The sequence below is a fragment of the Streptomyces sp. NPDC038280 genome, from assembly GCF_055600045.1.
Map to the genome: position 1 here is coordinate 323,328 of NZ_JBVJYZ010000001.1, position 21,448 is coordinate 344,775.

18 protein-coding genes, 1 pseudogene and 1 riboswitch are annotated in these 21,448 nt (G+C 71.1%); of the genes and pseudogenes, 2 read left to right on the forward strand and 17 right to left on the reverse strand.

What is annotated here, in order from left to right; all coding sequences use genetic code 11:
* Window positions 1-150: 150 nt before the first annotated feature.
* Window positions 151-1,389: an MBL fold metallo-hydrolase gene (locus ACZ7J0_RS01440; RefSeq protein WP_470882937.1), complete on the reverse strand. Its 1,239-nt coding sequence runs from the start codon at window positions 1,387-1,389 to the stop codon at window positions 151-153.
* Between the two features lie 203 nt (window positions 1,390-1,592).
* On the opposite strand from ACZ7J0_RS01440, the gene ACZ7J0_RS01445 reads away from it, so the two are divergent.
* Window positions 1,593-2,234, forward strand: a complete 642-nt coding sequence (locus tag ACZ7J0_RS01445) for a carboxymuconolactone decarboxylase family protein (RefSeq protein ID WP_470882938.1) — start codon at window positions 1,593-1,595, stop codon at window positions 2,232-2,234.
* 213 nt (window positions 2,235-2,447) lie between these two features.
* Here the strand turns inward: ACZ7J0_RS01445 and ACZ7J0_RS01450 are convergent, their stop codons facing one another.
* Window positions 2,448-3,254, reverse strand: coding sequence for an SGNH/GDSL hydrolase family protein (locus ACZ7J0_RS01450; protein ID WP_470882939.1), 807 nt, complete (start codon window positions 3,252-3,254; stop codon window positions 2,448-2,450).
* Between the two features lie 160 nt (window positions 3,255-3,414).
* Window positions 3,415-4,362, reverse strand: coding sequence for a M23 family metallopeptidase (locus tag ACZ7J0_RS01455; RefSeq protein ID WP_470882940.1), 948 nt, complete (start codon window positions 4,360-4,362; stop codon window positions 3,415-3,417).
* Between the two features lie 2 nt (window positions 4,363-4,364).
* Window positions 4,365-4,524: riboswitch (cyclic di-AMP (ydaO/yuaA leader) on the reverse strand.
* 466 nt (window positions 4,525-4,990) lie between these two features.
* On the opposite strand from ACZ7J0_RS01455, the gene ACZ7J0_RS01460 reads away from it, so the two are divergent.
* On the forward strand, window positions 4,991-5,800 hold the full coding sequence (locus tag ACZ7J0_RS01460) for a tyrosine-protein phosphatase (protein ID WP_470882941.1): 810 nt from the start codon (window positions 4,991-4,993) through the stop codon (window positions 5,798-5,800).
* Window positions 5,801-5,845: 45 nt separating this feature from the next.
* Here the strand turns inward: ACZ7J0_RS01460 and ACZ7J0_RS01465 are convergent, their stop codons facing one another.
* The 14 genes and pseudogenes from ACZ7J0_RS01465 to ACZ7J0_RS01530 all read right to left on the reverse strand — a co-directional run bounded on the left by ACZ7J0_RS01465 (window position 5,846) and on the right by ACZ7J0_RS01530 (window position 21,367).
* A complete protein-coding gene (locus ACZ7J0_RS01465; protein ID WP_469121787.1) occupies window positions 5,846-5,995 on the reverse strand; it encodes a DUF6126 family protein in 150 nt (49 codons plus the stop codon).
* 40 nt (window positions 5,996-6,035) lie between these two features.
* Window positions 6,036-6,728: a helix-turn-helix domain-containing protein gene (locus ACZ7J0_RS01470; protein WP_470882942.1), complete on the reverse strand. Its 693-nt coding sequence runs from the start codon at window positions 6,726-6,728 to the stop codon at window positions 6,036-6,038.
* 79 nt (window positions 6,729-6,807) lie between these two features.
* Window positions 6,808-8,229, reverse strand: a complete 1,422-nt coding sequence (locus ACZ7J0_RS01475) for an aspartate aminotransferase family protein (RefSeq protein WP_470882943.1) — start codon at window positions 8,227-8,229, stop codon at window positions 6,808-6,810.
* Window positions 8,226-10,253, reverse strand: coding sequence for a 1-deoxy-D-xylulose-5-phosphate synthase (dxs, locus tag ACZ7J0_RS01480; protein WP_470882944.1), 2,028 nt, complete (start codon window positions 10,251-10,253; stop codon window positions 8,226-8,228). Before dxs ends, ACZ7J0_RS01475 begins: the two co-directional genes overlap by 4 nt.
* Window positions 10,254-10,292: 39 nt before the next feature.
* Window positions 10,293-11,315 (reverse strand): adenosyl-hopene transferase HpnH, encoded by a 1,023-nt coding sequence (hpnH, locus tag ACZ7J0_RS01485; protein WP_470882945.1) that lies wholly within the window; start codon window positions 11,313-11,315, stop codon window positions 10,293-10,295.
* A gap of 7 nt (window positions 11,316-11,322) precedes the next feature.
* The gene (locus tag ACZ7J0_RS01490; RefSeq protein WP_470882946.1) at window positions 11,323-11,976 is read right to left on the reverse strand and encodes a phosphorylase family protein; all 654 of its coding nucleotides are present in this window, start codon (window positions 11,974-11,976) and stop codon (window positions 11,323-11,325) included.
* Window positions 11,973-13,973 (reverse strand): squalene--hopene cyclase, encoded by a 2,001-nt coding sequence (gene shc, locus ACZ7J0_RS01495; protein WP_470882947.1) that lies wholly within the window; start codon window positions 13,971-13,973, stop codon window positions 11,973-11,975. Before shc ends, ACZ7J0_RS01490 begins: the two co-directional genes overlap by 4 nt.
* Before the next feature lie 104 nt (window positions 13,974-14,077).
* Window positions 14,078-15,190, reverse strand: a complete 1,113-nt coding sequence (locus ACZ7J0_RS01500; RefSeq protein WP_470882948.1) for a polyprenyl synthetase family protein — start codon at window positions 15,188-15,190, stop codon at window positions 14,078-14,080.
* Window positions 15,187-16,611 (reverse strand): annotated as a pseudogene (gene hpnE, locus ACZ7J0_RS01505) (hydroxysqualene dehydroxylase HpnE); the annotation flags it as partial. The pseudogene hpnE and the gene ACZ7J0_RS01500, both read right to left, overlap by 4 nt.
* 58 nt (window positions 16,612-16,669) lie before the next feature.
* Window positions 16,670-17,608, reverse strand: coding sequence for a presqualene diphosphate synthase HpnD (gene hpnD, locus ACZ7J0_RS01510; RefSeq protein WP_470884083.1), 939 nt, complete (start codon window positions 17,606-17,608; stop codon window positions 16,670-16,672).
* A gap of 8 nt (window positions 17,609-17,616) precedes the next feature.
* On the reverse strand, window positions 17,617-18,534 hold the full coding sequence (gene hpnC / locus ACZ7J0_RS01515; RefSeq protein ID WP_470882949.1) for a squalene synthase HpnC: 918 nt from the start codon (window positions 18,532-18,534) through the stop codon (window positions 17,617-17,619).
* A 325-nt stretch (window positions 18,535-18,859) separates the two neighbouring features.
* The gene (locus ACZ7J0_RS01520) at window positions 18,860-19,519 is read right to left on the reverse strand and encodes a TetR/AcrR family transcriptional regulator (RefSeq protein WP_470882950.1); all 660 of its coding nucleotides are present in this window, start codon (window positions 19,517-19,519) and stop codon (window positions 18,860-18,862) included.
* Window positions 19,520-19,659: 140 nt separating this feature from the next.
* A complete protein-coding gene (locus tag ACZ7J0_RS01525; protein WP_470882951.1) occupies window positions 19,660-20,445 on the reverse strand; it encodes an ABC transporter ATP-binding protein in 786 nt (261 codons plus the stop codon).
* Complete coding sequence (locus ACZ7J0_RS01530) at window positions 20,438-21,367, reverse strand: ABC transporter permease (protein WP_470882952.1); 930 nt, start codon at window positions 21,365-21,367, stop codon at window positions 20,438-20,440. Before ACZ7J0_RS01530 ends, ACZ7J0_RS01525 begins: the two co-directional genes overlap by 8 nt.
* Window positions 21,368-21,448 lie beyond the last annotated feature (81 nt).

A 21,448-nucleotide genomic window follows, 5' to 3' on the forward strand; every position in this document is an offset into this window, starting at 1 on the left:
CCCTGGACCCGCGAACTGACTGGACGTCAGGCTAGCGCGCCTACCGGGATGCCGCCCGAAGCGTCCGCGATACGGAATGCGTTTTCCGCTGGAACGGTGCCCTGGGGCGCCGGCCCGCACGGTGTTCCGCGGTTCTCGTCCACACGCGGGTCAGGGCGTCTGCGCGGTCTCCTGGGTGTCCCTGCCCTCGCCGGGGACGACGGATTCCACGGACGCGCCGGCTTCGGACGGGACCGGCAGGCTGTCGCCTGCCGGGGTCCAGCCGCCCACCGGCTCGTGCGCGACTTCACGCCACCACGGCGCGTCCGGGACCTTCGCGGCGGTTGGCTCGAACGGCTCACCGGGCCGGGGCAGGGCGATCCGGGACCCCGTCTGGGCCGCCGCGGCGACCGTGCCCTCACCCGGCTCGGCCCACGGGTGCGGCGCCAGGTTGAAGGTGGCCCAGTGGATGGGCAGCATCACTCCGGTCGGCCTGCCACCCTGCAGATCGAGGTGGGCCCGCATGCCCTCGGCCGGGGTCATGTGGATGTCGGGCCAGTACTCGCTGTACGCGCCGATCTGGATCATGGTGACGTCGAAGGGGCCGTGCGCGGCGCCGATCTCCTGGAAGCCGGGGAAGTACCCGGTGTCGCCGCTGTGGTAGATCCGGTGTTCGGGTCCGGCCACGACCCAGGACGCCCAGAGGGTGTGCTGCTGGTTGCGCAGGCCGCGACCGCAGAAGTGGCGCGCGGGGGTGGCGGTCAGGCGGAGGCCCGCGACCTCGGTGGACTCGTTCCAGTCCAGCTCGCGCAGGCGCGAGGGGGCGACACCCCAGCGCTCCAGATGGGCGCCGACGCCGAGCGGCACGGCGAAGACGGTGTCCGTGCCGGCCAGGGCGCGGATGGTGGGCATGTCCAGGTGGTCGTAGTGGTCGTGGGAGATGACGACGACATCGACCGGGCCGAGGGTGGAGAGCGGTACGGGTACCGGGTGGAGACGCTGGGGCCCGGCGAAGGAGAAGGGCGAGCAGCGCCTGCCCCAGACCGGGTCGAACAGCACGCGAACGCCGTCGATCTCGGCGAGGACGCTGGAATGCCCCATCCACGTGATCCGCAGGCCGGAGGCCGGGGGCTTCGCGAGTTCCGCGAGCGTGGTGGTGTGCACGGGGATCACGCCGAGGGGCGAGCGCCGCGACCGGGCTTCCTTCTGGAAGTAGACCTTCGCGAATTCGACCGAGGAACCCGACGGTCTGTGGCTGGCGGCCACCGGATTCTGGAAGACCCCGTCCGCGAAGTTCGGCGAGCGGCGGATCCGCTCCATCCGCTCTCCCGTGGGGTCCGCGCCGAAGGCCGCGGCCCGCAGCGAGCGAAGCCGGGCACGCAGCGGATGAACAGAGCCAGCGCCGGTCACAGCACCTCCTGGTGTTCGGGGTCGTTCCATTATGGGCGGCGGACGACGCTGGTGGCGTTGTCGCAGGTGAGAGCTGCGTGACAGGGCGGGTGACAGGGCGGCCGGGAGTCGGTCGAGGATTTCCCGGCCGCGATGTCACATCTGACGGTGCCGCATCCGTCTCCTCGGTGAAACGTCACCACGCGACACCCAGGAGGCCCGTCATGGCCCGTATCTCGCTCACCCCGCCCCGCACGCTCTTCTCGCGCGCGATGGAGTGGTACTGCAAGCGGACCTACGGCAAGATCCTCGAACCCGCTCTCGCCCTCAGCCACAACCCGCGCGTCCTCCGCGCGGACCTGCGCTTCGAGCTGGCGGTCGGGAAGTGGAAGGCGCTGGACGCGGATCTCAAGGCCCTGGCCGTGATGGCGGCTGCCGCCTCGATCGGCTGCAGCTGGTGCATGGACTTCGGGCACTGGGAGAACCAGCGGCGCGGTATGGACGCGCGCAAGCTGCGCGAGGTCCCGGTCTGGCGCGACAGCGACGCGTACACCCCGCTGGAGCGGGACGTCCTCGCATACGCGGAGGCGATGACCGCCAACCCTCCGACGGTCGAGGACGCACTCGCCGCGCGGCTGGTCGGGGCGCTGGGCGAGGCCGCGTTCGTGGAGCTGACGGCGATGGTGGCGGTGGAGAACCTGCGGTCGCGGATGAACGCCGCGCTGGGGCTGACGAGCCAGGGCTTCAAGGACCACTGCGAGATCGGCGAGGCCTCCGCGAGCCGTGCGCTCCGTGAGACCGGAGGAATGGGTGAGACGGGTGGGAGCGGTGGCGTCCCTGAGGCAGCCGGCGCCGGTTCGCACTGAGACCGGCCGCGCCGCCGGGGCGGGCCGTCGCCCGCCCCGGCGGCGCGCACCCGAACACCCCAGACCCGCCCCCGAGCCCCGGCGGCACGAGCCCGAGCGGCCCTGGATCAAGCGCCCCCTCGGGGGCCGCGAGCCTCCCGCGCGCTGGGCCCGGGTGGCGCGAGCCGCGGCGTCATGCGACCCGGCGGTCCGCGATCCGCCGGGCCCCCGAGGTCACAGCGGCAGCAGGTCGGGGCGCTTCGGCTCGACGTGGTCGCCGGACGATTCGCCGCGGAGCCTGCGTCCGATCCAGGGCACCAGATACTCGCGCGCCCACTGGATGTCGTCCCGGCGCACTTCGAGGGCGCCCCGCGGAGGCAGCGGCGGCCACGGCTGGTCGGGGTCGGCGGGCACCTCAAGGCCCAGGACCTGGCCGGCGCGCAGGGCGACCCGGGTGTGGCCCTCGGCCGACAGGTGCAGCCGGTCGCTGTCCCAAGCCCGCCTGTCCTGAATGGACTTGAGGGACCACAGGTCGAGGACGGGGCATCCGTACCGGTCGGCGACGGCCCGCACATGCCCGTTGTACGTGGCGATCTTGCCGCGGAGATGACGCAGCAGGGTCACACCGCGCGTGTCGAAACCGGTCGTGACCATCACGGTGCCCACGGCCGAGGTGAGGTCCGCGACGGCGCGCTCGAAGCGTTCGGCGACCTCGTCGGGGTCGGTGCCGGGCCGGATGATGTCGTTGCCGCCCGCGCAGAAGGTCACCAGTTCCGGGGCGAGTTCCTTCGCCCGGGGGACCTGCTCCTCGACGATCTGGTCGAGGAGACGTCCGCGGACGGCGAGGTTGGCGTAGCGGAAGCCGTCGTGGTCCTCCTCCGGAAGCCGGTCGGCGAGGAGGACCGCGAGGCGGTCCGCCCAACCCACATACGTTTCCCCGGGCCCCGGGTCCCCCACCCCTTCGGTAAAGCTGTCGCCGATCGCCGCGTACGAACCGAATACGCCTGTGCCACTGTCTATTGCTCTCGAACGGTCTGCCACGGGACCACATCTTTCCCTTACGGATGTGACCTACGCGACCGTAAGGAGCGGTTGACGGGGCGTGACATATGCCACCGGTCAAGATTCACCCAAGCCGGAATAGACCGAGGCCCGGCACAGAAGTGCCGGGCCTCGGTACGGGATTCGCGCGTGTACCGGGTCAGATGGAGACGCCGTGCTGACGCAGGTACGCGAGCGGGTCGATGTCCGAGCCGTAGCTCGGGCCCGTACGGATCTCGAAGTGCAGGTGCGGACCGGAGGAGTTGCCGGTGGAGCCGGAGAGGCCGATCTGCTGTCCGCCGGTGACGCTCTCACCGGAGGAGACCGAGAGGGACGAGAGGTGGCCGTACTGCGAGTAGCTGCCGTCGGTGTGCTGGATGATGACCTCGTTGCCGTACGCGCCGCCCCATCCGGCGGAGACGACGGTGCCCGGGCCGACGGCCTTGACGGTCGTGCCGGTGGAGGCCGCGAAGTCGACACCGGTGTGGTAGCCGGAGGACCACATGGAGCCGGAGGCGTGGTACGGGGTGGTGACGCTCGGGCCGCTGACCGGGGCGGTGAAGCCGGAGGCCGACGTGGAGTCCGGGGTGGACGCCGAGGTCGAGGTCGAAGGGGCGGACGCGCGGTCACTGCTGCGGGAGCTGCGCGCCGAGTCGTCGGCCTTGGGGGCCGCCTTCGGAGCCGCCTTCGGCGCGGCCTTGGGAGCCGCCTTGTGCGCGGGCTTGGCCTTGGCGGTGGACTTCGCGCCCAGGGTGAGCTTCATGCCGGGGATGATCAGCGCGGGGTTCTCGCCGACGACCTGGCGGTTGTCGTGGTAGAGCTTCTTCCAGCCACCGGCGAGGTGGTGGTCCGCGGCGATCGTCGAGAGGCAGTCACCGGCGACGACGGAGTACGTCTTCGGCGCGGCCTTGGCGGACTGCTGTGCCACGGACTTGGCGGCGGCGACGGTGGTTCCCTGCGTCACGGCCGGGGCGCTCGCCTCGGCGGCGTGCGCTCCGGTCGCGCCGAGAAGCGGAAGGGCGACGACGGCGCCACCCGTTCCGGCGGCGACGAATCCACGCGTGATCGGGTTGGCCTTGGGACGGCGGTGCTTACCCTTCGCGGGCATGGCGAATTCCTCTCCGGCGCCTGCGAGGTGAGCTGTCGGGTTCGGGCTGGAGATGCCCGGTCGCGCTGTGGCGCGCCTTAACCCCGAGCCGCCTCCGGAAATCCGGAATCGGCGTTCTTACCTGGGTCCCCCGCTCCTGCCACACGTGGGTGGGTGTGAATTCCGGACGGTGGCAGGATTCGGCGGTCCATCCGGATTGACGGTGACCGTAGACGAGCCGGTCGGCGCTAACAAGCCATCGCATTCCATCGCGAATGGGCGCTGTGATATCGGCGCGAAATTCCGGTCACCCTCCGTCGACTCCGGATCATCAATCTCCGTCGTGAGCAAGGAATTCGACTTCCGTGTTCCGCCACGGACGGTCACGTTTATGACGCTGCTCACGTGCCCGTACCCATCTCCCGCATTACCGGGGCACGCCATGCCGAACAACTCAATACGGACAGAAGGCTCATTCCATACGCATTGCACTCAACAGCAAATGTTCTGCCGATTGCCGCCAGTTCCTCAGGAACCGGCGTGTCGGGAGGCTCCCGCCGAGATGATTGCCTCAGGAACCGATGTCGTATCGTCGAGGCCGCGCCACGTCGGCGATCAGCGCCGACGGCAGAACACCTCAGGAGCTCTCGTGACGCAGCAGCTGCCGCAGGTCCCGTCGACCGAACCCGAGCTGACCGGAGTCCGGAATTTCCGGGACGTGGGCGGGCTGCCGACCGTGGACGGGCGGACAGTGCGCTATGGGCGGCTCTTCCGCAGCGGGCACCTGGCCCACGCCACCGATGACGACGCGACCTTCCTCGCCGGCCTCGGGCTGCACACGATCTTCGACTTCCGCAACGCCGCCGACCAGAAGGTGGAGGGCCCGGACGTCGCCCTGCCCGGCGTGCGGAACGTGAACATCCCGCTCAACGACCCCGCGGACGGCAAGGAGTTCTGGAAGATGGTCAGCGGTGGCGACCTCGCCCAGCTGCGCTCCCTCCTCGGCGACGGCAAGGCCGCCGCCCGCATGACGCACACGTACCGCGAGATCATCACGGACCGCACCGCCGAGCACAGCCGGGTCCTGCACGCCATGGCCGAGGACAGCGTCCCCGCCCTGATGCACTGCGCGGCCGGCAAGGACCGCGCGGGGCTCTCCATCGCCGTGTCCCTGCTCGCGGTCGGCGTCGAGCGCGAGGCGATCGAGACGGACTACCTCAAGTCGAACGACCCCCACCGCCGCTACAAGGTCCGCCGCAGCAGCACCTCGGCCGAGGCCATGTCCCCGGAGGTCATGGAACTGCTCGGCCCCCTCTTCGACGCACGCGCGGAGTACCTCTCCGCCGCCTTCGACACCATCGAGGCGAACTGGGGCAGCGTCGAGCGGTACCTCTCCGAGGGCCTGAAGCTCACCCCGGAGACCCGCGAGCGGCTGCGCTTCGCCCTCCTCCAGGACTAGCGGTAATCAGGATCGGCGGAAGCGCGGGACCGGCGGGATCCGGCCCTACTGGTTCTGACCGCCGAGCAGGAACAGCAGATAGAGGAACGCCGCGAAGAGGTGTCCGGCGACGAGGTAGGCGAAGAGGCGGATGACCAGCCCCCGGGGGAACTTCTTCTCCTCGGTGGACGGGACAGATGCTGATTTGTCGGACATTCGACGTCTCATTTCATGAGGTCGGCGGCGAGCGTGCGGGTCAGCGGCGCGGCGCTCCGCCACCGAGGCACAGCTCGGTGGCGGGACTCTGCAGCAGGGTGTGGACGAAGAGCAGCGCGGCGCCGCCGCGCGTGGCGGCGCCGATCCGGTGCGGGGTGAGCGAGTCGAAGTGCGCGCTGTCCCCGGGGTCGAGGACGTGGACGGCGTCGCCCAGGGCGAGGCGCACCCTGCCTTCCAGGACGTGGAGCCACTCCTCCCCCGGGTGGACGCGGACGAGGTCGTCCCGGGTGGTGTACGGGACCTGGACGCGCAGCGCCTGCATGGCCCGTCCGGGCCCGCCCGCCTGGTGATAGATCCACCCGTCCGCCTCGGCGGGCTCGGCGCTCCCCGCGCGGACGATGGGATCGCGCTCGGGCGGCACCTCCCCGAGCAGTTCGGAGACGGTCGTGCCGTAGATGCGGGCAAGGGCGAGCAGCATGGGCAGCGAGGGCTGCCGGCGGCCCGTCTCCAGCCGGGAGAGGTGGGCCGGGGAGAGTCCGGCGCGGCGGGCGGCCGTCTCCAGAGTGAGCCCCTGGCGTCGGCGCAGCCCCCTCAGCCGGGGCGCGACGTCGGGGAGGGCCTCCGAGATCAGTTGGTCGTCGGACGCGCCGTCCGACGCGGCGGCGGCCGACCCTCGGTCCGGGACTTCCGCGGACGTCGCAGCCCTGTCCGCCCTTCCGGCAGAATTGCTCATGGGTCCATTGCGCCAGGGTTTTTCCTCAGGGGCAATTTTCTTGCCCCTGAGGCAAACACGCGGCTGGCGATCCGCCGGTTCAGCGCTGCGCGACGGCCTGCTTGACCAGCGTTCTGCCGAAGTCCCACATCAGCCCGCCCCCGCCGTGGGCGTCGTCCATCACGGCGGTGAAGGCTTCGACGAACCGGTCCACGTCCGTGTCGTCGATCACCAGCGGCGGGATCAGCTTGATCACTTCCATGTGGTCGCCGGACACCTGCGTGAGGATCCGGTGCCGCTGGAGCAGCGGGACGACGACCATCTGGGCGAAGAGTCCCTTGCGGGCCGCCTGGAGCATCGTCCAGCGGCTGCGCAGGCCGAGCGACGACGGCCTGCCGAACTCGATCCCGATCATCAGCCCGCGTCCGCGCACGTCGTGGAGCAGTTCGTACCGGGGTACGAGCGCGGCGAGGCGCGAGCGCAGCAGGTCACCGGTGCGACGCGCGTGGGCGACGGTCTCCTCGTTCTCCATCACCGAGAGGACGGCGAGCCCGGCGGCCATGGCCTGGGCGTTCGAGCCGAAGCTGGCCGAGTGGACGAGCACCCGGTCCATCGACGAGTAGACCTTCTTGAAGATCCAGTCCTTGCCGAGGGTGGCGCCGACGGGCACATAGCCGCCGGAGAGCGCCTTGGCGACGCACACCAGGTCCGGTTCGACCCCCATCTCGTGCTGGTAGGCGTAGAAGTCGCCGGTCCTGCCGAGCCCGGTCTGCACCTCGTCGGCGATCAGCAGGGCCTTGTGCCGGCGCAGCAGCTCCTGGGCGGCGCGCAGGAACCCCGGCGGGACCTCGCGCACTCCCTTGCCCTGGATGGGCTCCACGACGAACGCGGCCACGTCGCCCTTCCGCAGCTCCCGCTCCAGGGCGGCGAGGTCGCCGAGCTCGATCGCGGTGTCGGGCAGCAGCGGCGCGAAGCCGTCCCGGAAGCCGCTTTCGCCGTTGACCGAGAGCGAGCCGGTGGTCAGTCCGTGGAAGGCGTGGGCGCAGTAGAGGATCCGCGGCCTCCCGGTGGCGAAGCGGGCGAATTTGAGTGCCGTCTCCACCGCCTCCGTACCGCTGTTGCCGAAGAAGACCCGGTCCAGGTGAGGGCTGTGGGTGAGCAGCTTCTCGGCGAGCAGCCCGGGCAGCGGCTGGCAGTCGAACCGGGTCAGATCGGCGAGCGAGGCGTCGAGGACGTCGTGCAGGGCCTTGCGGACGACGGGATGGTGGCGACCGAGGCCCATCACCCCGAAGCCGGCGAGCATGTCGAGGTAGTCGTTGCCGTCGGCGTCCCAGAAGTGGGCACCCTCCGCCCGCTCGTAGTACTTGTCGAACCCGAGGGTGTGGAGCATGCGCGGCAGCTGGTGGTTGAGGTGTCGGGTGTGCAGCTCGTAACGCTCCGCGCCGCGCTCGGCGAGCAGCCGGCCCAGGTCGAACTCCTTGCTCGTCGGCGCCCCCGTCGGCGTCCCCATCGGCGTCGTCATCGACCGTTCTCCTTGGGCTTTCCGGGTTCCCCGGGATCCTTGGGCTCCCGCGGCTGCGTCGGCACCACGGATTCCTTCACGTCGCCGGCCTCCGGGGACGGCGACCTCTCGTAGGCCGTGGGCTCCGGCGCCGCACCCCCGGCGGCCTCGTCGGGCTTCCTTCGCGCCAGGGCGGCGCTGATCCGTCCCGCGATCTCGACCGGGGTCAGCCCGATGTCGGCCAGGACCTCACCGCGCTTGCCGTGGGCGAGGAACTGCTCCGGGATGCCGAACGTACGCAGTGGCACGTCCACATCAGCGTCCCGCAGCGCCTGCCCCACCGCCGAGCCCACACCGCCGGCCCGGCTGTTGTCCTCGACTACCGCGACGAGCCGGTACCCGGCGGCGAGCGGCGGGAGCTGTGCGTCGACCGGCTTCACCCAGCGCGGATCGACGACCGTGCACCGGATGCCGCGCCCGGCCAGCAGCTCGGCGGCGTGGAGGCAGACCGGCGCCATGACGCCGACGGCCACGAGCAGCACATCGGGGTCCTCGGCCTGCCGCAGTACGTCCATCCCGCCGATCCGGCCGACGGCGGGCACGGCCTCTCCCACCGGTTCCTTGGGGAAGCGCAGCAGGGTCGGCGCGTCGGACACCTCCACGGCCTCGCGCAACTGCGCCCGCAACTGGTCGGCGTCCCGCGGCGCGGCGATCCGCAGCCCGGGGACGACCTGGAGGACGGACATGTCCCACATCCCGTTGTGCGACGCTCCGTCGGTGCCGGTCACCCCCGCACGGTCGAGTACGAAGGTGACACCGCACCGGTGCAGTGCCACATCCATCAGCAGCTGGTCGAAGGCCCGGTTGAGGAAGGTGGCGTAGACGGCGACGACCGGGTGCAGCCCGCCGGTGGCGAGACCGGCCGCCGACACCACGGCGTGCTGCTCGGCGATCCCGACGTCCCAGACCCGCTCCGGGAAGCGCTCGGCGAACGCCGTGAGCCCGACCGGATGCAGCATGGCGGCGGTGATCGCCACGATGTCCGGCCGCTCGGCCCCGAGGACGGCGATCTCCTCACCGAAGACGGAGGTCCAGGACGGCCCGTCGGCGGGAACGAGCGGTGCGCAGGTCAGCGGGTCCATCGAGCCGACCGCGTGGAACCGGTCGGCCTCGTCCCGGAGCGCCGGAGGATAGCCCCGGCCCTTCTCGGTCAGGCAGTGGACCAGTACGGGACCGTGGAACCGTTTCGCCCGCCGCAGCGCCGACTCCACCGCCGCGATGTCGTGCCCGTCGACCGGCCCCACGTACTTGAGCCCCAGGTCCTCGAAGAGGCCTTGCGGCGCGAAGGTGTCCTTGAACCCCTTCTTGGCTCCGTGCAGCGACCCGTACAGCGGCTGCCCGATGACGGGGGTGTGCTGGAGCACCTCCTTGCCCCAGGCGAGGAAGCGTTCGTAGCCGTCGGTGGTGCGCAAGGTGGCGAGGTGGCCGGCGAGGCCACCGATCGTGGGGGCGTAGGACCGCTCGTTGTCGTTGACGACGACGATCAGCGGGCGGTCCTTGGCGGCGGCGATGTTGTTCAGCGCCTCCCAGGCCATGCCGCCGGTGAGCGCGCCGTCGCCGATGACGGCGACCACGTGGTCGGAACCGCCGTGTAGCCGATGGGCCTTGGCGAGACCGTCGGCCCAGCCGAGGACCGTCGAGGCGTGCGAGTTCTCGATGACGTCGTGCGCGGACTCCTGACGGGACGGGTATCCGGAGAGTCCGCCCTTGCCGCGCAGTTTGGAGAAGTCCTGTCGGCCGGTGAGGAGCTTGTGGACGTAGCTCTGGTGGCCGGTGTCCCAGAGGATCCGGTCGGCGGGTGAGTCGAAGACCCGGTGCAGGGCGATGGAGAGTTCCACCACCCCGAGGTTGGGTCCCAGGTGACCTCCGGTTCTGGCCACCGCTTGGACCAGGAACTCCCTGATGTCCTGGGCCAGTTCGTCCAGCTCCGGTTCGATCAGCGCTTTGAGGTCGCGCGGTCCTCGGATGTTCTCCAGAATCGTCACGCTCGGGCCCCCTTCCGGATCGCTCCTGCCGGCATCACGTCACCCGCGGTTCGCCGAGACGGTCTCGCGCGCCGCGCGGAGCGACTCCTTGAGGGAGCCCATGGTGGCGAGGACGGCGGTCGGCTCGTAGCCGCAGTGGGCCATGCAGTTGGCGCAGCGCGGGTCCTTGCCCCGGCCGTACTTGTCCCAGTCGGTCTCCTCGATGAGCTGGCGGTACGTGGGGACGTACCCGTCGCTCATCAGGTAGCAGGGCCGCTGCCAGCCGAAGAGCGAGTAGTTCGGGATCGCCCACGCCGTGCACGGGAAGTCCGCCTTGCCCTCCAGGAAGTCCAGGAACAGGGGCGAGTGGTTCAGGCGCCAGCGTCGCCGGTTGCCGCCCGCGAAGGCCTTCTTGAACAGCTCGCGGGTCTGCTCGACGCCCAGGAAGTGCTCCTGGTCCGGCGCCTTCTCGTAGGCGTAGGCCGGCGAGATCATCATCTCGTCGACCTTGAGGTCGTCGTTGAGGTAGTTCAGCACCTCGATGATGGTCTGCGGGGTGTCGGTGTTGAAGAAGGTGGAGTTGGTGGTGACCCGGAAGCCGCGCCGCTTGGCTTCCTTGATGGCCTCCACCGCCTCGTCGAACACGCCCTCCTTGGCCACGGATTCGTCGTGCCGCTCCCGCAGCCCGTCGATGTGCACGGCGAAGGCGAAATAGGGCGACGGCGTGAAGTCCTCGATCTTCTTGCGGAGCAGCATGGCGTTGGTGCAGAGGAAGACGTACTTCTTCCTGGCCACCAACTGCCGCACGATCTCGTCGATCTGGGGGTGCATCAGGGGTTCGCCGCCCGCGATGGACACCATGGGCGCTCCGGATTCGAGCACCGCGCCGACCGCCTGGGCGACCGGCATGCGCTGCTTCAGCACGCCGGCCGGATGCTGGATCTTTCCGCAGCCCTCGCATTTCAGGTTGCAGGCGAAGAGCGGTTCGAGTTCGACGATGAGCGGAAACTTCTCTCGCTTGCGAAGTTTCTGCTCGAAGAGATAGGTCCCGACCCGGATGGACTGACGAAGCGGCATGGCCATGACTCGCTCACCTCCAGGGGAGCAGCAAAGAACGGTGCCATTCGAAGAAAGCAGGAAGGACGGCACGAAGAACGCGGAAGGCAGATATTCCACCGCGTACCGTGCTGATCCGGACCAGTTCATGCTCCGGAGCGTCCACGACCACCCGTACGGCCGCAACCGGACGCCGTCCGGTGCTCAGCGCCGTGCGGAGCGTGGCGGCGGACTCCATGTCGACCGCGATCGCCCCCGTGCCGCGCAGCTGGGCCCGCTCCGGCCCTCGCACGACGTGGTCGGAGCCGTTGAGCGGGCCGGTGTGGACGGTGCGCCCCGGCAGGGCGCGGGTCAGGGCCGTCACCAGCAGGTCGGCGGCGTCGCACGCCGTACTGCCGTCCGGGCCCCGGGTCTCCTCGGCGACGACCAGGTCTCCGGGGTGCATACCGGGCGCGAGGCCCGCGCAGAAGCCGGACGCGATGACGGCGGCGCCCCGCAGCCGGGGGTCGGCGAGCTTCTCCGCCACGGCACGCCGTGCGTTGTCGGGCCCCATGCCCGTACGCAGCACGGTCACCGCCCCCGGGACCCCCGCGCGCTCTCCCCCGCGCAGGGCGAACCGCTCGATGCCCAGCGCGCATGCGATCAGCAGTGGCGGCACGGCACCGGGCGGGTCCGCGCTCCCTGTCACCGGGCCTCCTTGCCGGCGGCCAGGCCGAGGGCGGGCTCCCCGTTGACGTACCGGCCGAGCGCGGTCAGCGGGAACACCTGCCGGTACAGGTGGTAGTTGATGGAGAAGTCCCAGGGGAACCCGGTTCCGGTGAAGTGGGGCTCGTCCCAGGAGCCGTCCTGGCGCTGCATCACGACGAGCCAGGTGATTCCGCGCTCGACGGCCTCGGTGTCCCGCTCCCCCGCCGCGAGGAGCGCGAGGAGCGCCCAGGCGGTCTGCGAGGCGGTGGAGGCGCCGTGTCCGATCCACTCCCGCTGCCGGTACGAGCGCAGGTCCTCGCCCCAGCCTCCGTCGTCGTTCTGGACGGATTCGAGCCAGGAGACGGCCCGGCGGATCGCCGGGTGGGAGGTGGGCAGTCCGGCGGCGGTCAGGGCGGGGACCACGGAGCCGGTTCCGTAGATGTGGTTGACGCCCCAGCGGCCGAACCAGGCTCCGGTGGGCTCCTGTTCGGCGAGGAGCCACTCGACGCCCCTGCGGGTACGGGGGTGATGGGCGAGGCCCTCGTGGGCGAGCATCTCGACGACGTGCGCGGTGACGTCGGCCGACGGCGGGTCGATGACCTCACCGAAGTCGCAGAAGGGAAGCCGGTTGGGGAACGGGCTGGTGTTGTCCGCGTCGAAGGCGGCCCAGGCTCCGTTGGCGGACTGCATACCGAGGGTCCAGCGGGCACCCCGGCGGACGGCCGCGTCGGCCTGGTCCCGGTCGGGGTGCCGGACCCTGCGCAGGGCGAGGATGACCTCGGCGGTGTCGTCGATGTCGGGGTAGTTGTCGTTGTGGAACTCGAACGCCCAGCCACCGGGACGCAGTTGGGGTCGGCGGACCGCCCAGTCGCCGGGCCGGACGATCTCCTCGCCGAGCATCCAGTCGGCGGCCCTGACGAGCGACGGGTGGTCGGGCGCCACGCCCGCGTCGGCGAGCGCGATGGTGGCGAGACAGGTGTCCCACACGGGTGACTGACAGGCTTCGATCATGCGGGAGCCGTCCTCGCGCCACACCGCGAAACGATCGAGCGACTCGAGCCCGGTGCGCATCACCGGGTGCTGGAGGTCGTAGCCGAGCAGATGGAGCGCGATGATCGAGTAGACGGCGGGGGGCTGGATACCGCCCCAGCATCCGTCGTTCTCCTGGCGCTCGATGATCCAGCGGGCGGCCGCGTTCATCGCGGTCCTGCGCAGCCGGCGCGGGGCGACCTTGTGGTAGACGTGCAGGGCCTTGTCGAGCCGCTGGAAGACGCCGTCCCAACTGACCACCGGGGCCGTGGACTTGGGCGGATTGGGGACGCTGGGGTCGGTGTGCAGCTCGTCCAGCGGGAAGGGCGCGGGGCGGACGGGCCGCTTCGCCGAGACCACGGTCAGCGGGACGATGGTCTGACGCGCCCAGCAGCCGAAGTCGTAGATGTTCAGCGGGAACCAGCGGGGCAGGAAGATCAGCTCGGGTGGCAGTTGGGGGAGGTCGTCCCATTTCCACCAACCGAAGAGCGCCAGCCAGATACGGGTGAAGACCCGGGCGGCGGCCATTCCGCCCTGTCCCCTGATCCAGGCGGACGCGCGAGCCATGTGCGGGTCGTCGGGCCGGTCCCCGGCGAGCCGGAGGGCGACGTACGCCTCGACGGTGGCGGAGAGCTCGGCGGGCCCGCCGTAGAAGGTGGCCCACGTACCGTCCTCGCGCTGTCGGCCCCGGATGTGGAGGGCGGCCGCGTGGAGAATCTTCTCGTCCTGGATGCCGAGGAACTGACGGAGCAACAGGTCCTCGGCGTCCATGGTGACGTTCGTCTCCAGGTCGCCCTTCCACCACCCCTCGGCGTCCTGCCGCCCCAGGAGATGGTCGATGGAGCGATCCGCGGCCCGCGCCGCGGCTTGGCGCACGTCCTCCGCGACGGGTGTGACGTCGGTTGTTTCGCTGGCCGAGGCTGCCCGGGGGCCCACGGCCCCGGCGCTTCCGTCGGTCGTCGCTGTCATGGCTTCCCCTTCGTGCAGTCGGATTCTGCTGCTGCGGGTCTGCCGTCGGCCGGTGCCGGGTGGCACCGGCCGGCGACTGCGAACTCATATGAGGGTGATGGGGATCATCTCTTCCGTACGACGACGAAGTCGGCGAGCGCGGTGAGCTGCGCCCGTACCCGGGACGGCATGTCGACGCCGTCGAGGGCCTCGATGGCGATGGCGTGCTGCCTGCGCGCCTCCTGCGACGTCCAGGCGCGCCCGCCGGCCTCCTCGATGAGGGCCGCGCGGGCGGCGAACTCCTCCTCGGAGAAGGAGTCGAGGTCATTGCTCTTGGCGTCGGCCGCGAGCAGCTCTCCGAGGCGCTCGGAGGCGGATCCGCCGGCGGCGAGCGCCGCGACGACCGGGAGGGACTTCTTGCGCTGGCGCAGGTCGCTCCAGGTCTGCTTGCCGGTGGACTCGGGGTCGCCCCAGATGCCGAGGAGGTCGTCGACGGCCTGGAAGGCGAGGCCGAGGTGGTAGCCGTACTCCTCCAGCTTGTCGGCGGTCCGGTCGTCGGCTCCGCCGAGCACGGCGCCGATGGAGACGGCGCAGGCGAGCAGAGCGCCGGTCTTGTTGCCCTCCATCTCCAGGCACTCCTCGACGGTGACCCGCTCGCGGTGCTCGTAGGAGATGTCCTGGGCCTGGCCGTCGATCAGCTTGCGGGTGGCGGTGGTGAGCCGGCGGGTCGCGCGTCCGGCCTCGACGGTGCCGAGCTCCAGGAGCAGCTCGTTGGCCAGCGCGAAGAGCGCGTCGCCGACGAGGATCGCCTGGGCGGGGCCGTGCACCTTCCAGACGGTGTCGCGGTGGCGGCGCTGCTCGTCGCCGTCCATGAGGTCGTCGTGGAGCAGCGAGAAGTTGTGGACCAGCTCCACGGCGACGGCGCCGGGGATGCCGACCTCGGGAGCGGCGCCGGCCGCCTCGGCGGAGAGCAGGGCGAGCGCCGGCCGTACGGCCTTGCCGCCGTCGCCGTCGGCGGGCCGGCCGTGGGCGTCGATCCAGCCGAAGTGGTAAGCGGCCACGGTGTCCATGGGCGGCGCGAGCCGGTCGACCGCGGCGCGCAGCACCGGCGTCGACATCGTCCGCCCGCGCTCCAGCAGTGCGGTGACATCCGCGGTGTCGACAGCCGGTTTCACCGGGGGCACAGTCGGCACGGTCTCTCCTCTACTTGCCGTACGTGTTCCACTGCTCAGGCTCATGCCGCCTCCTTGAGGGGATGTTCGTGGGGGCGGCCGAGGGCCGAGAGCGCGGCGCCGGCGGCACTGAAGCCGCTGCGTACGGCGCCCTCCATGGTGGCGGGCCAGCCGGTGGCGGTCCACGCGCCGGCCAGGTAGAGGCCCGGTGCGCGGGTATGGGCGCCGGGGCGCAGGCGCCCCACGCCGGGGGTGGGGGCGAACGTCGCTGTCCGCTCCCGGGTGACGAAGAAGTCGCGTACGACGGCTCCGCGAGCGGCGGGCAACAGCCGTTCCAGCTCGGGGAGATAGCGCGCGCGCAGGTCGGCGACCGGCCGGTCGATGTCGTCCTGTGCCGCGGACTGGGAGACGGCGAGGTACTGGCCGCCCTTCAGCCCCGAGGAGTCGGTGCGGTCGAAGACCCACTGCACGGGCGAGCCCAGCGCGGTGAAGAAGGGCTGCCGCAGGACCTTGCGGTCGTAGACGACATGCAGGTTGAGGATGGGCGCGGTGCCGATGTCGAGGAGGCTGCCGGGGTCGTCCAGCGCGCCCTCGGGCAGCAGGTCGTGGGCCTCGCGCTGCGGTACGGCGAGGACGACGGTGTCCGCCTCCAGCGTCTCGCCGGACACCTCGACGTTCCAGCGTCCGTCCCCGGCGCGGGAGATGCGGTCGGCCCTGGTGCGCAGTTCGGTGCGGATCCCCGCGGAGTCGAGGGCCTTGCGGGCGAGCCCGTCGTGCAGGTCGCCGAGGGGCACCCGCGCCCAGCCGATGTCGGCCGCGCCGGGTTCGGAGAGCAGGGCGGTCTTGAAGACCATCGCCGCCAGCCCCATGGAGGCGTGGGCGGCGGTGGCGTTGAGGGTGGCGACGCCGATCAGGTCCCAGAGGGCCTCGGCGGCGCGCTCGGACTGGCCGTGGCGGCCGAGCCAGGTGGCGAAGTCGATGCCGTCGAGCGCGGGATCGGCGGGGTCGAGCCTGCCCAGCGCCAGGGCGGCGCGCCCGACACCGATCCGCTCGGCGAGCGAGAGGTGCGGATAGGTGGCGAGGCTCGCGGCGAGGTGCAGCGGTACGGGCAGGGCGGTGCGGCGCAGTCTGCCGAGCCGGGGGCCGCGCGGATGGGCGACGTCCAGGACGGGGACGTCCAGCCGGTCCTGGAGCGGGGCGAGGGCCGCGCCGTCGACGCGGTCGAGGAACCACCGGTAGGCGGTGCAGCAGCGCAGGTAGACGTGCTGGCCGTTGTCGACGGTGAGGTCGCCGCGGCGGAAGGAGAAGGCGAGACCGCCCAGGCGGGGCCGTGCTTCGAGCAGGGTCACGCGCAGGCCCGCGTCCGCGAGTTGCAGGGCGGCGGTGATGCCGGCGAGGCCCGCGCCGACGACCACGGCGTGCCGGGACGGTGTGTCGTCGCCGAAGATGCTGTCCGTCATGCGACCTCCCCACGGGTCGTCGCAGTCAGGGACGCGGGGCCGGGGCGAAGGGTTGCCCGTCGCCGCGGGCCGTGCTGGGGGCGCATCAGGCTCTCCTCCTGACGGTCTGTCGCGAGATGGTGCGCGCGTCGAGGCCGGACAGGCCGCGTACCGCGACGTACGCCTTCTCCCGGCCGGGCAGCGAGACGCGGCCGCGCAGCACGGCCTCGGGGTCGCGCTCGATGCGGTCGAGCAGGCGCCGGTAGATCCCGGCCATGGCGGCGACACAGGCACCGCTGCGCCGGTCGAGCATCGGCAGGAGCCGGTACCCCTCGGCGAACAGCGCCCTGGCGCGCCGGACTTCGAAGTGGACGAGGCCGGTGAAGTCGGCTCCGGCCGGCGGGGCGGAGCTGTGGAAGCCGTCGGAGCAGCCGAACTTGGCGAGGTCGTCCGCGGGCAGATAGGTCCGCCCGCCGGCCGCGTCCTCGCGGACGTCCCGCAGGATGTTGGTGAGCTGGAGGGCGAGGCCCAGCGTGTCGGCGTACTCGGCGGCGCGCTCGGCGCCCGGTGCGCCGGGCTGGGTACCGAACACACCGAGGGAGAGCCGGCCGATGGCTCCGGCGACGCAGCGGCAGTAGACCTTGAGGTCGTCCCAGGTCTCGTAGGTCTCGCCGCGCACGTCCATCAGGACGCCGTCGATCAGCTCGTCGAGTCCGTCGAGCGGAAGGGGAAAGCGGCGTGCCGCGTCGGCGAGCGCCACGGCCACCGGGTCGGTGTCGTCGTCCTCGATCGCGCCCTTGCGGATGCGTTCGAGGAGGTCCCGGGTGGTTTCGAGCCGCTCGCGCTTGGTCTCGGGGGCGAGGGTGCCGTCGCCGATGTCGTCGACGCGCCGCGAGAACGCGTACAGGGCCGACATGGCCTGCCGCTTCTCGGTCGGCAGGAGCCTGATTCCATAGGCGAAGTTACGCGCCTGCTGCCCGGTGACGGCCTCGCAGTAGCTGTACGCGGCCTGCACCGGCGCGGTCATGTCCGTCTGTGCCTCCACGGTCCGGATCACCCCTCTCTCCGCGCTCGTCGCAGGACGGCGCCCGCTTCGCGCATCAGGCTCGGCTTGGTGGGCTTGGGCGGCCTGGGCAGTACGTCGTGTCCGGCTGCGGCGATGGCGTCGAGGGCGGCGTGCCCGCCGGCGACGAATCCGGCGAGGAGCAGGCGGAGCCTGCCGTGGACGCTACCCACGAGCGGGGTGCCCTCATGCAGCAGCTGCCGGGCGCGCGCGGCCTCGAACGCGATGAGGGCACGCACCGACGCGCCCCCGGAGGGTCGCCCCAGATCCGCTTCGGTGACGTGGAAGCGCTTCATGTCCTGGGCGGGCAGGTAGATGCGGTCGCGGCCGAGGTCCTCGGCGACGTCCTGGAGGTGCTCGACGATCTGCAGGGCGGTGCAGATGGCGTCGGAGCGGCGGATTCGCTCGGGGCTCTCGGTGCCGGTGATGCCGAGCACGAGCCGGCCGACGGGGTTGGCCGAGAGTTCGCAGTAGGCGACGAGGTCGTCGTAGGTCTCGTAGCGGCCGACCAGCTGGTCCTGGCGGTTCGCGGCGATGAGGCCGAGGAACGGCTCGGGCGTCAGCGCGTGGCGGCGTACGGTCGGCTCCAGGGCGCGCAGCAGCGGGTGGCGAGGGCTGTCGGACGGGTCGAAGACACGCATGAGGTCGGCCTCGAAGGCGTCGAGCACAGCGATGCGGTCGTCGGCGCGCCCGGGCTCGACACCGAGGTGGCGGGCGTCCGCGCCGCCGGGGGCGAGATCGCCGTCGCCGATGTCGTCGACGAGGCGGGCGAAGCCGTAGACCGCCATGAGGTCGTCGCGCCAGGCGCGCGGCAGGAAGAAGGGCGCCACGGGGAAGTTCTCGTGTGCGGCCTTGTCGAGGGTGGCGCGCGAGGAGGCGTCGGGGCGCACCTGCCGGGTACCTGTCACTGTGTGCTGCCCGCTGCGGGGACGGCCGAACGCTCGCGGAGCTGGAGATTTTCCGTCATTGCCGTCACATCTCCCGTTCTACACTGCTGACCCAATACATCCTATTTCGGACACGCCGCCGGTCCTCCCAAGTGGAGCGCCCGCCGGGGGACGAAAAAGCCGGGGAGTATCGCCCCACTTGCCGCGAATCAGCACCGGTACAGCTTACGTTGTACAACGCGAGGTGCCGCGTCGGGGTGTTCGCCGCACGGCAAGAACACTCCTTTGCCCGCCAACGTTCTTCTGTTTCATGGGACTTGACCGACGCTTGAGGTTCGGGCGGGGCTCAGGCGGCCCGCACGCCCGAGACGACCATGGCCAGGGTCCGGTCGAGGACCGCGCCCCGCTCGCCGTGGGCCAGATGGTCCAGCGGACCGTCGAGCAGCAGGAGCGACAGGCCGTGCAGGGCCGACCACACGGCGGCCTGCGCGCCCGGGCGCGTCGCCGCGCCCATCCGGCCGCTCGCGACGAGGGCGTCGAGCGCCTCGGAGAGCAGCCGCAGCGCGCGGGGTTCCTCGCCCGCCCCCTCGCACTCCGGTTCGAACCGGACACGCTCGTCCCCGGCGGGCGGGCGGGGGGTGCAGAAGGCCGCCCGGTAGAGGCCGGGCTGGGAAAGGGCGAAGCCGACGTAGCCCCGGCCGATGGCGGCCAGCCGCAGCTCGGCGGCCCGGCCCGGGTCGTCCGCCCCCGGGGCTTCGGCGGCGGCCTTCTCCATGGAGTCCGCGAGCACCTGCCGGCTGTGCGCCTTCACGGTCCGGAGCAGCTCGCCCTGGCCTGCGAAGTGCCGGTACGCGGCGGTGGGCGAGACACCGACCCTGCGTGCGGCCTCCCGGAGGACCACCTTCTGGGGGCCGCCGCCGGTCGCGAGCGCGACCGCTGCCGCGATGAGCGCGTTGCGCAGGTCGCCGTGGTGGTAGCCGGACTTGCCGCCCAAGATCGCTGCCATGTGCGGCATCCTGCCCGATGTTGACTGCGGGAACATGCACGCTCCGTGTTCCGTCGCCGCCCGGGCGGCCGAGGGCGGCGCCCCACGGAGACGGGCCCCCGCCGGAGGTTTCCGGCGGGGGCCCGTCTCACCGGCGGTGACTACTTGCCGGTCTCGCGCTCATAGGCCTTCAGGACCTCGTCCGCCGGGCCGTCCATCAGCAGCTCGCCCTTCTCCAGCCACAGGACGCGGTCGCACGTGTCCCGGATCGACTTGTTGCTGTGGCTGACCAGGAAGACGGAACCGGCCGACTTCCGCAGCTCGCGGATCCGCTCCTCGGAGCGGATCCGGAACTTGTTGTCGCCGGTGGCCAGGGCCTCGTCGATCATGAGGACGTCGTGGTCCTTGGCGGCCGCGATCGAGAAGCGGAGCCGGGCGCCCATACCGGAGGAGTACGTGCGCATCGGCAGGGTGATGAAGTCCCCCTTCTCGTTGATGCCCGAGAAGTCGACGATGCCCTGGTAGCGCTCACGGATCTCGTCCCGGGACATGCCCATGGCGAGACCGCCGAGAATGACATTGCGCTCACCGGTCAGGTCGTTCATCAGCGCCGCGTTGACGCCCAGCAGCGACGGCTGTCCGTCGGTGTAGACCTTGCCGCTCTCGGTGGGGAGCAGGCCGGCGATGGCGCGCAGCAGGGTCGACTTGCCGGAGCCGTTGGTGCCGATGAGACCGATGGCCTCGCCGCGGTAGGCGGTGAAGGAGACACCGCGTACCGCGTGGACCTTGCGCACACCCCGGGACTCGCCCTTGTTCTTACCGCGGACCATGCGGCTGAGGGCGGCGGTCGCGCTGCCCTTGCCGCCGGCCGTGCCGTGGACGCGGTAGACGATGTGCACGTTGTCGGCGATGACGGTGGGGACGCGCCCCTGGTTCGGATCAGCCACGGCCGTACCTCTCCTCGGCCTTCCAGAAGTAGATGAAGCCGGCGACACCGATGAACAGGGCCCAGCCGAGGGCCGCCGGCCAGACGTGCGACGGCAGGTTCGCGGAGTCGTAGCCGTCGATCAGGGCGAACCGGACGAGGTCCATGTAGATGGCCGCCGGGTTGTACATGAGGACGTCGGCGATCCACGCCGGCTTGTCCCTGAGCATCACCGGGATGGAGAACATCACGCCGGACGCGTACATCCAGGTCCGCATGATGAACGGCATCAGCTGCGCCAGGTCGGGCGTCTTGCTGCCCAGCCTCGCCATGATCATGGCGAGACCGGTATTGAAGACGAACTGCATGGCCAGCGCCGGAATGACCAGCAGCCAGCTCAGCGAGGGGTAGCTGCCGAACCCGACCGCGACGAGCACCAGCACGATCATCGAGAACAGCAGCTGCTGGAGCTGCTGGAGCGCGAACGAGATCGGCAGGGAGGCGCGCGGGAAGTGCAGCGCCCGTACCAGGCCCAGATTGCCGGAGATCGCCCGCACGCCGGCCATCACGGAGCTCTGGGTGAAGGTGAACACGAACACACCCGTCACCAGGAAGGGGATGTACACCTCCTTCGGCATGCCGCGGCTGGCGTTCAGGATCAGCCCGAAGATCAGGTAGTAGACGAGGGCGTTGAGCAGCGGCGTGGCCACCTGCCACAGCTGGCCGAGCTTCGCCTGGCTGTACTGGGCCGTCAGCTTCGCCTGGGAGAACGCCAGGATGAAGTGGCGACGCCCCCAGAGCTGCCGGACGTAGTCGCCGAGCCCCGGCCGGGCACCGCTCACCGACAGGCCGTACTTGGCGGCCAGGTCCGCCGGGGACAGGCCTTCGTCGGGAGACGGCGGAGCGCTCATGGCGATCGCGCCGTCGTGGGTCGTGTCACTCACAAGTTGAAACTTTCGTGTTCAAGATGCGCGGCAGGGCGGGCGGCGGGGACCGGTGGCGGCCAGATCCCGGAGTACGCCCGA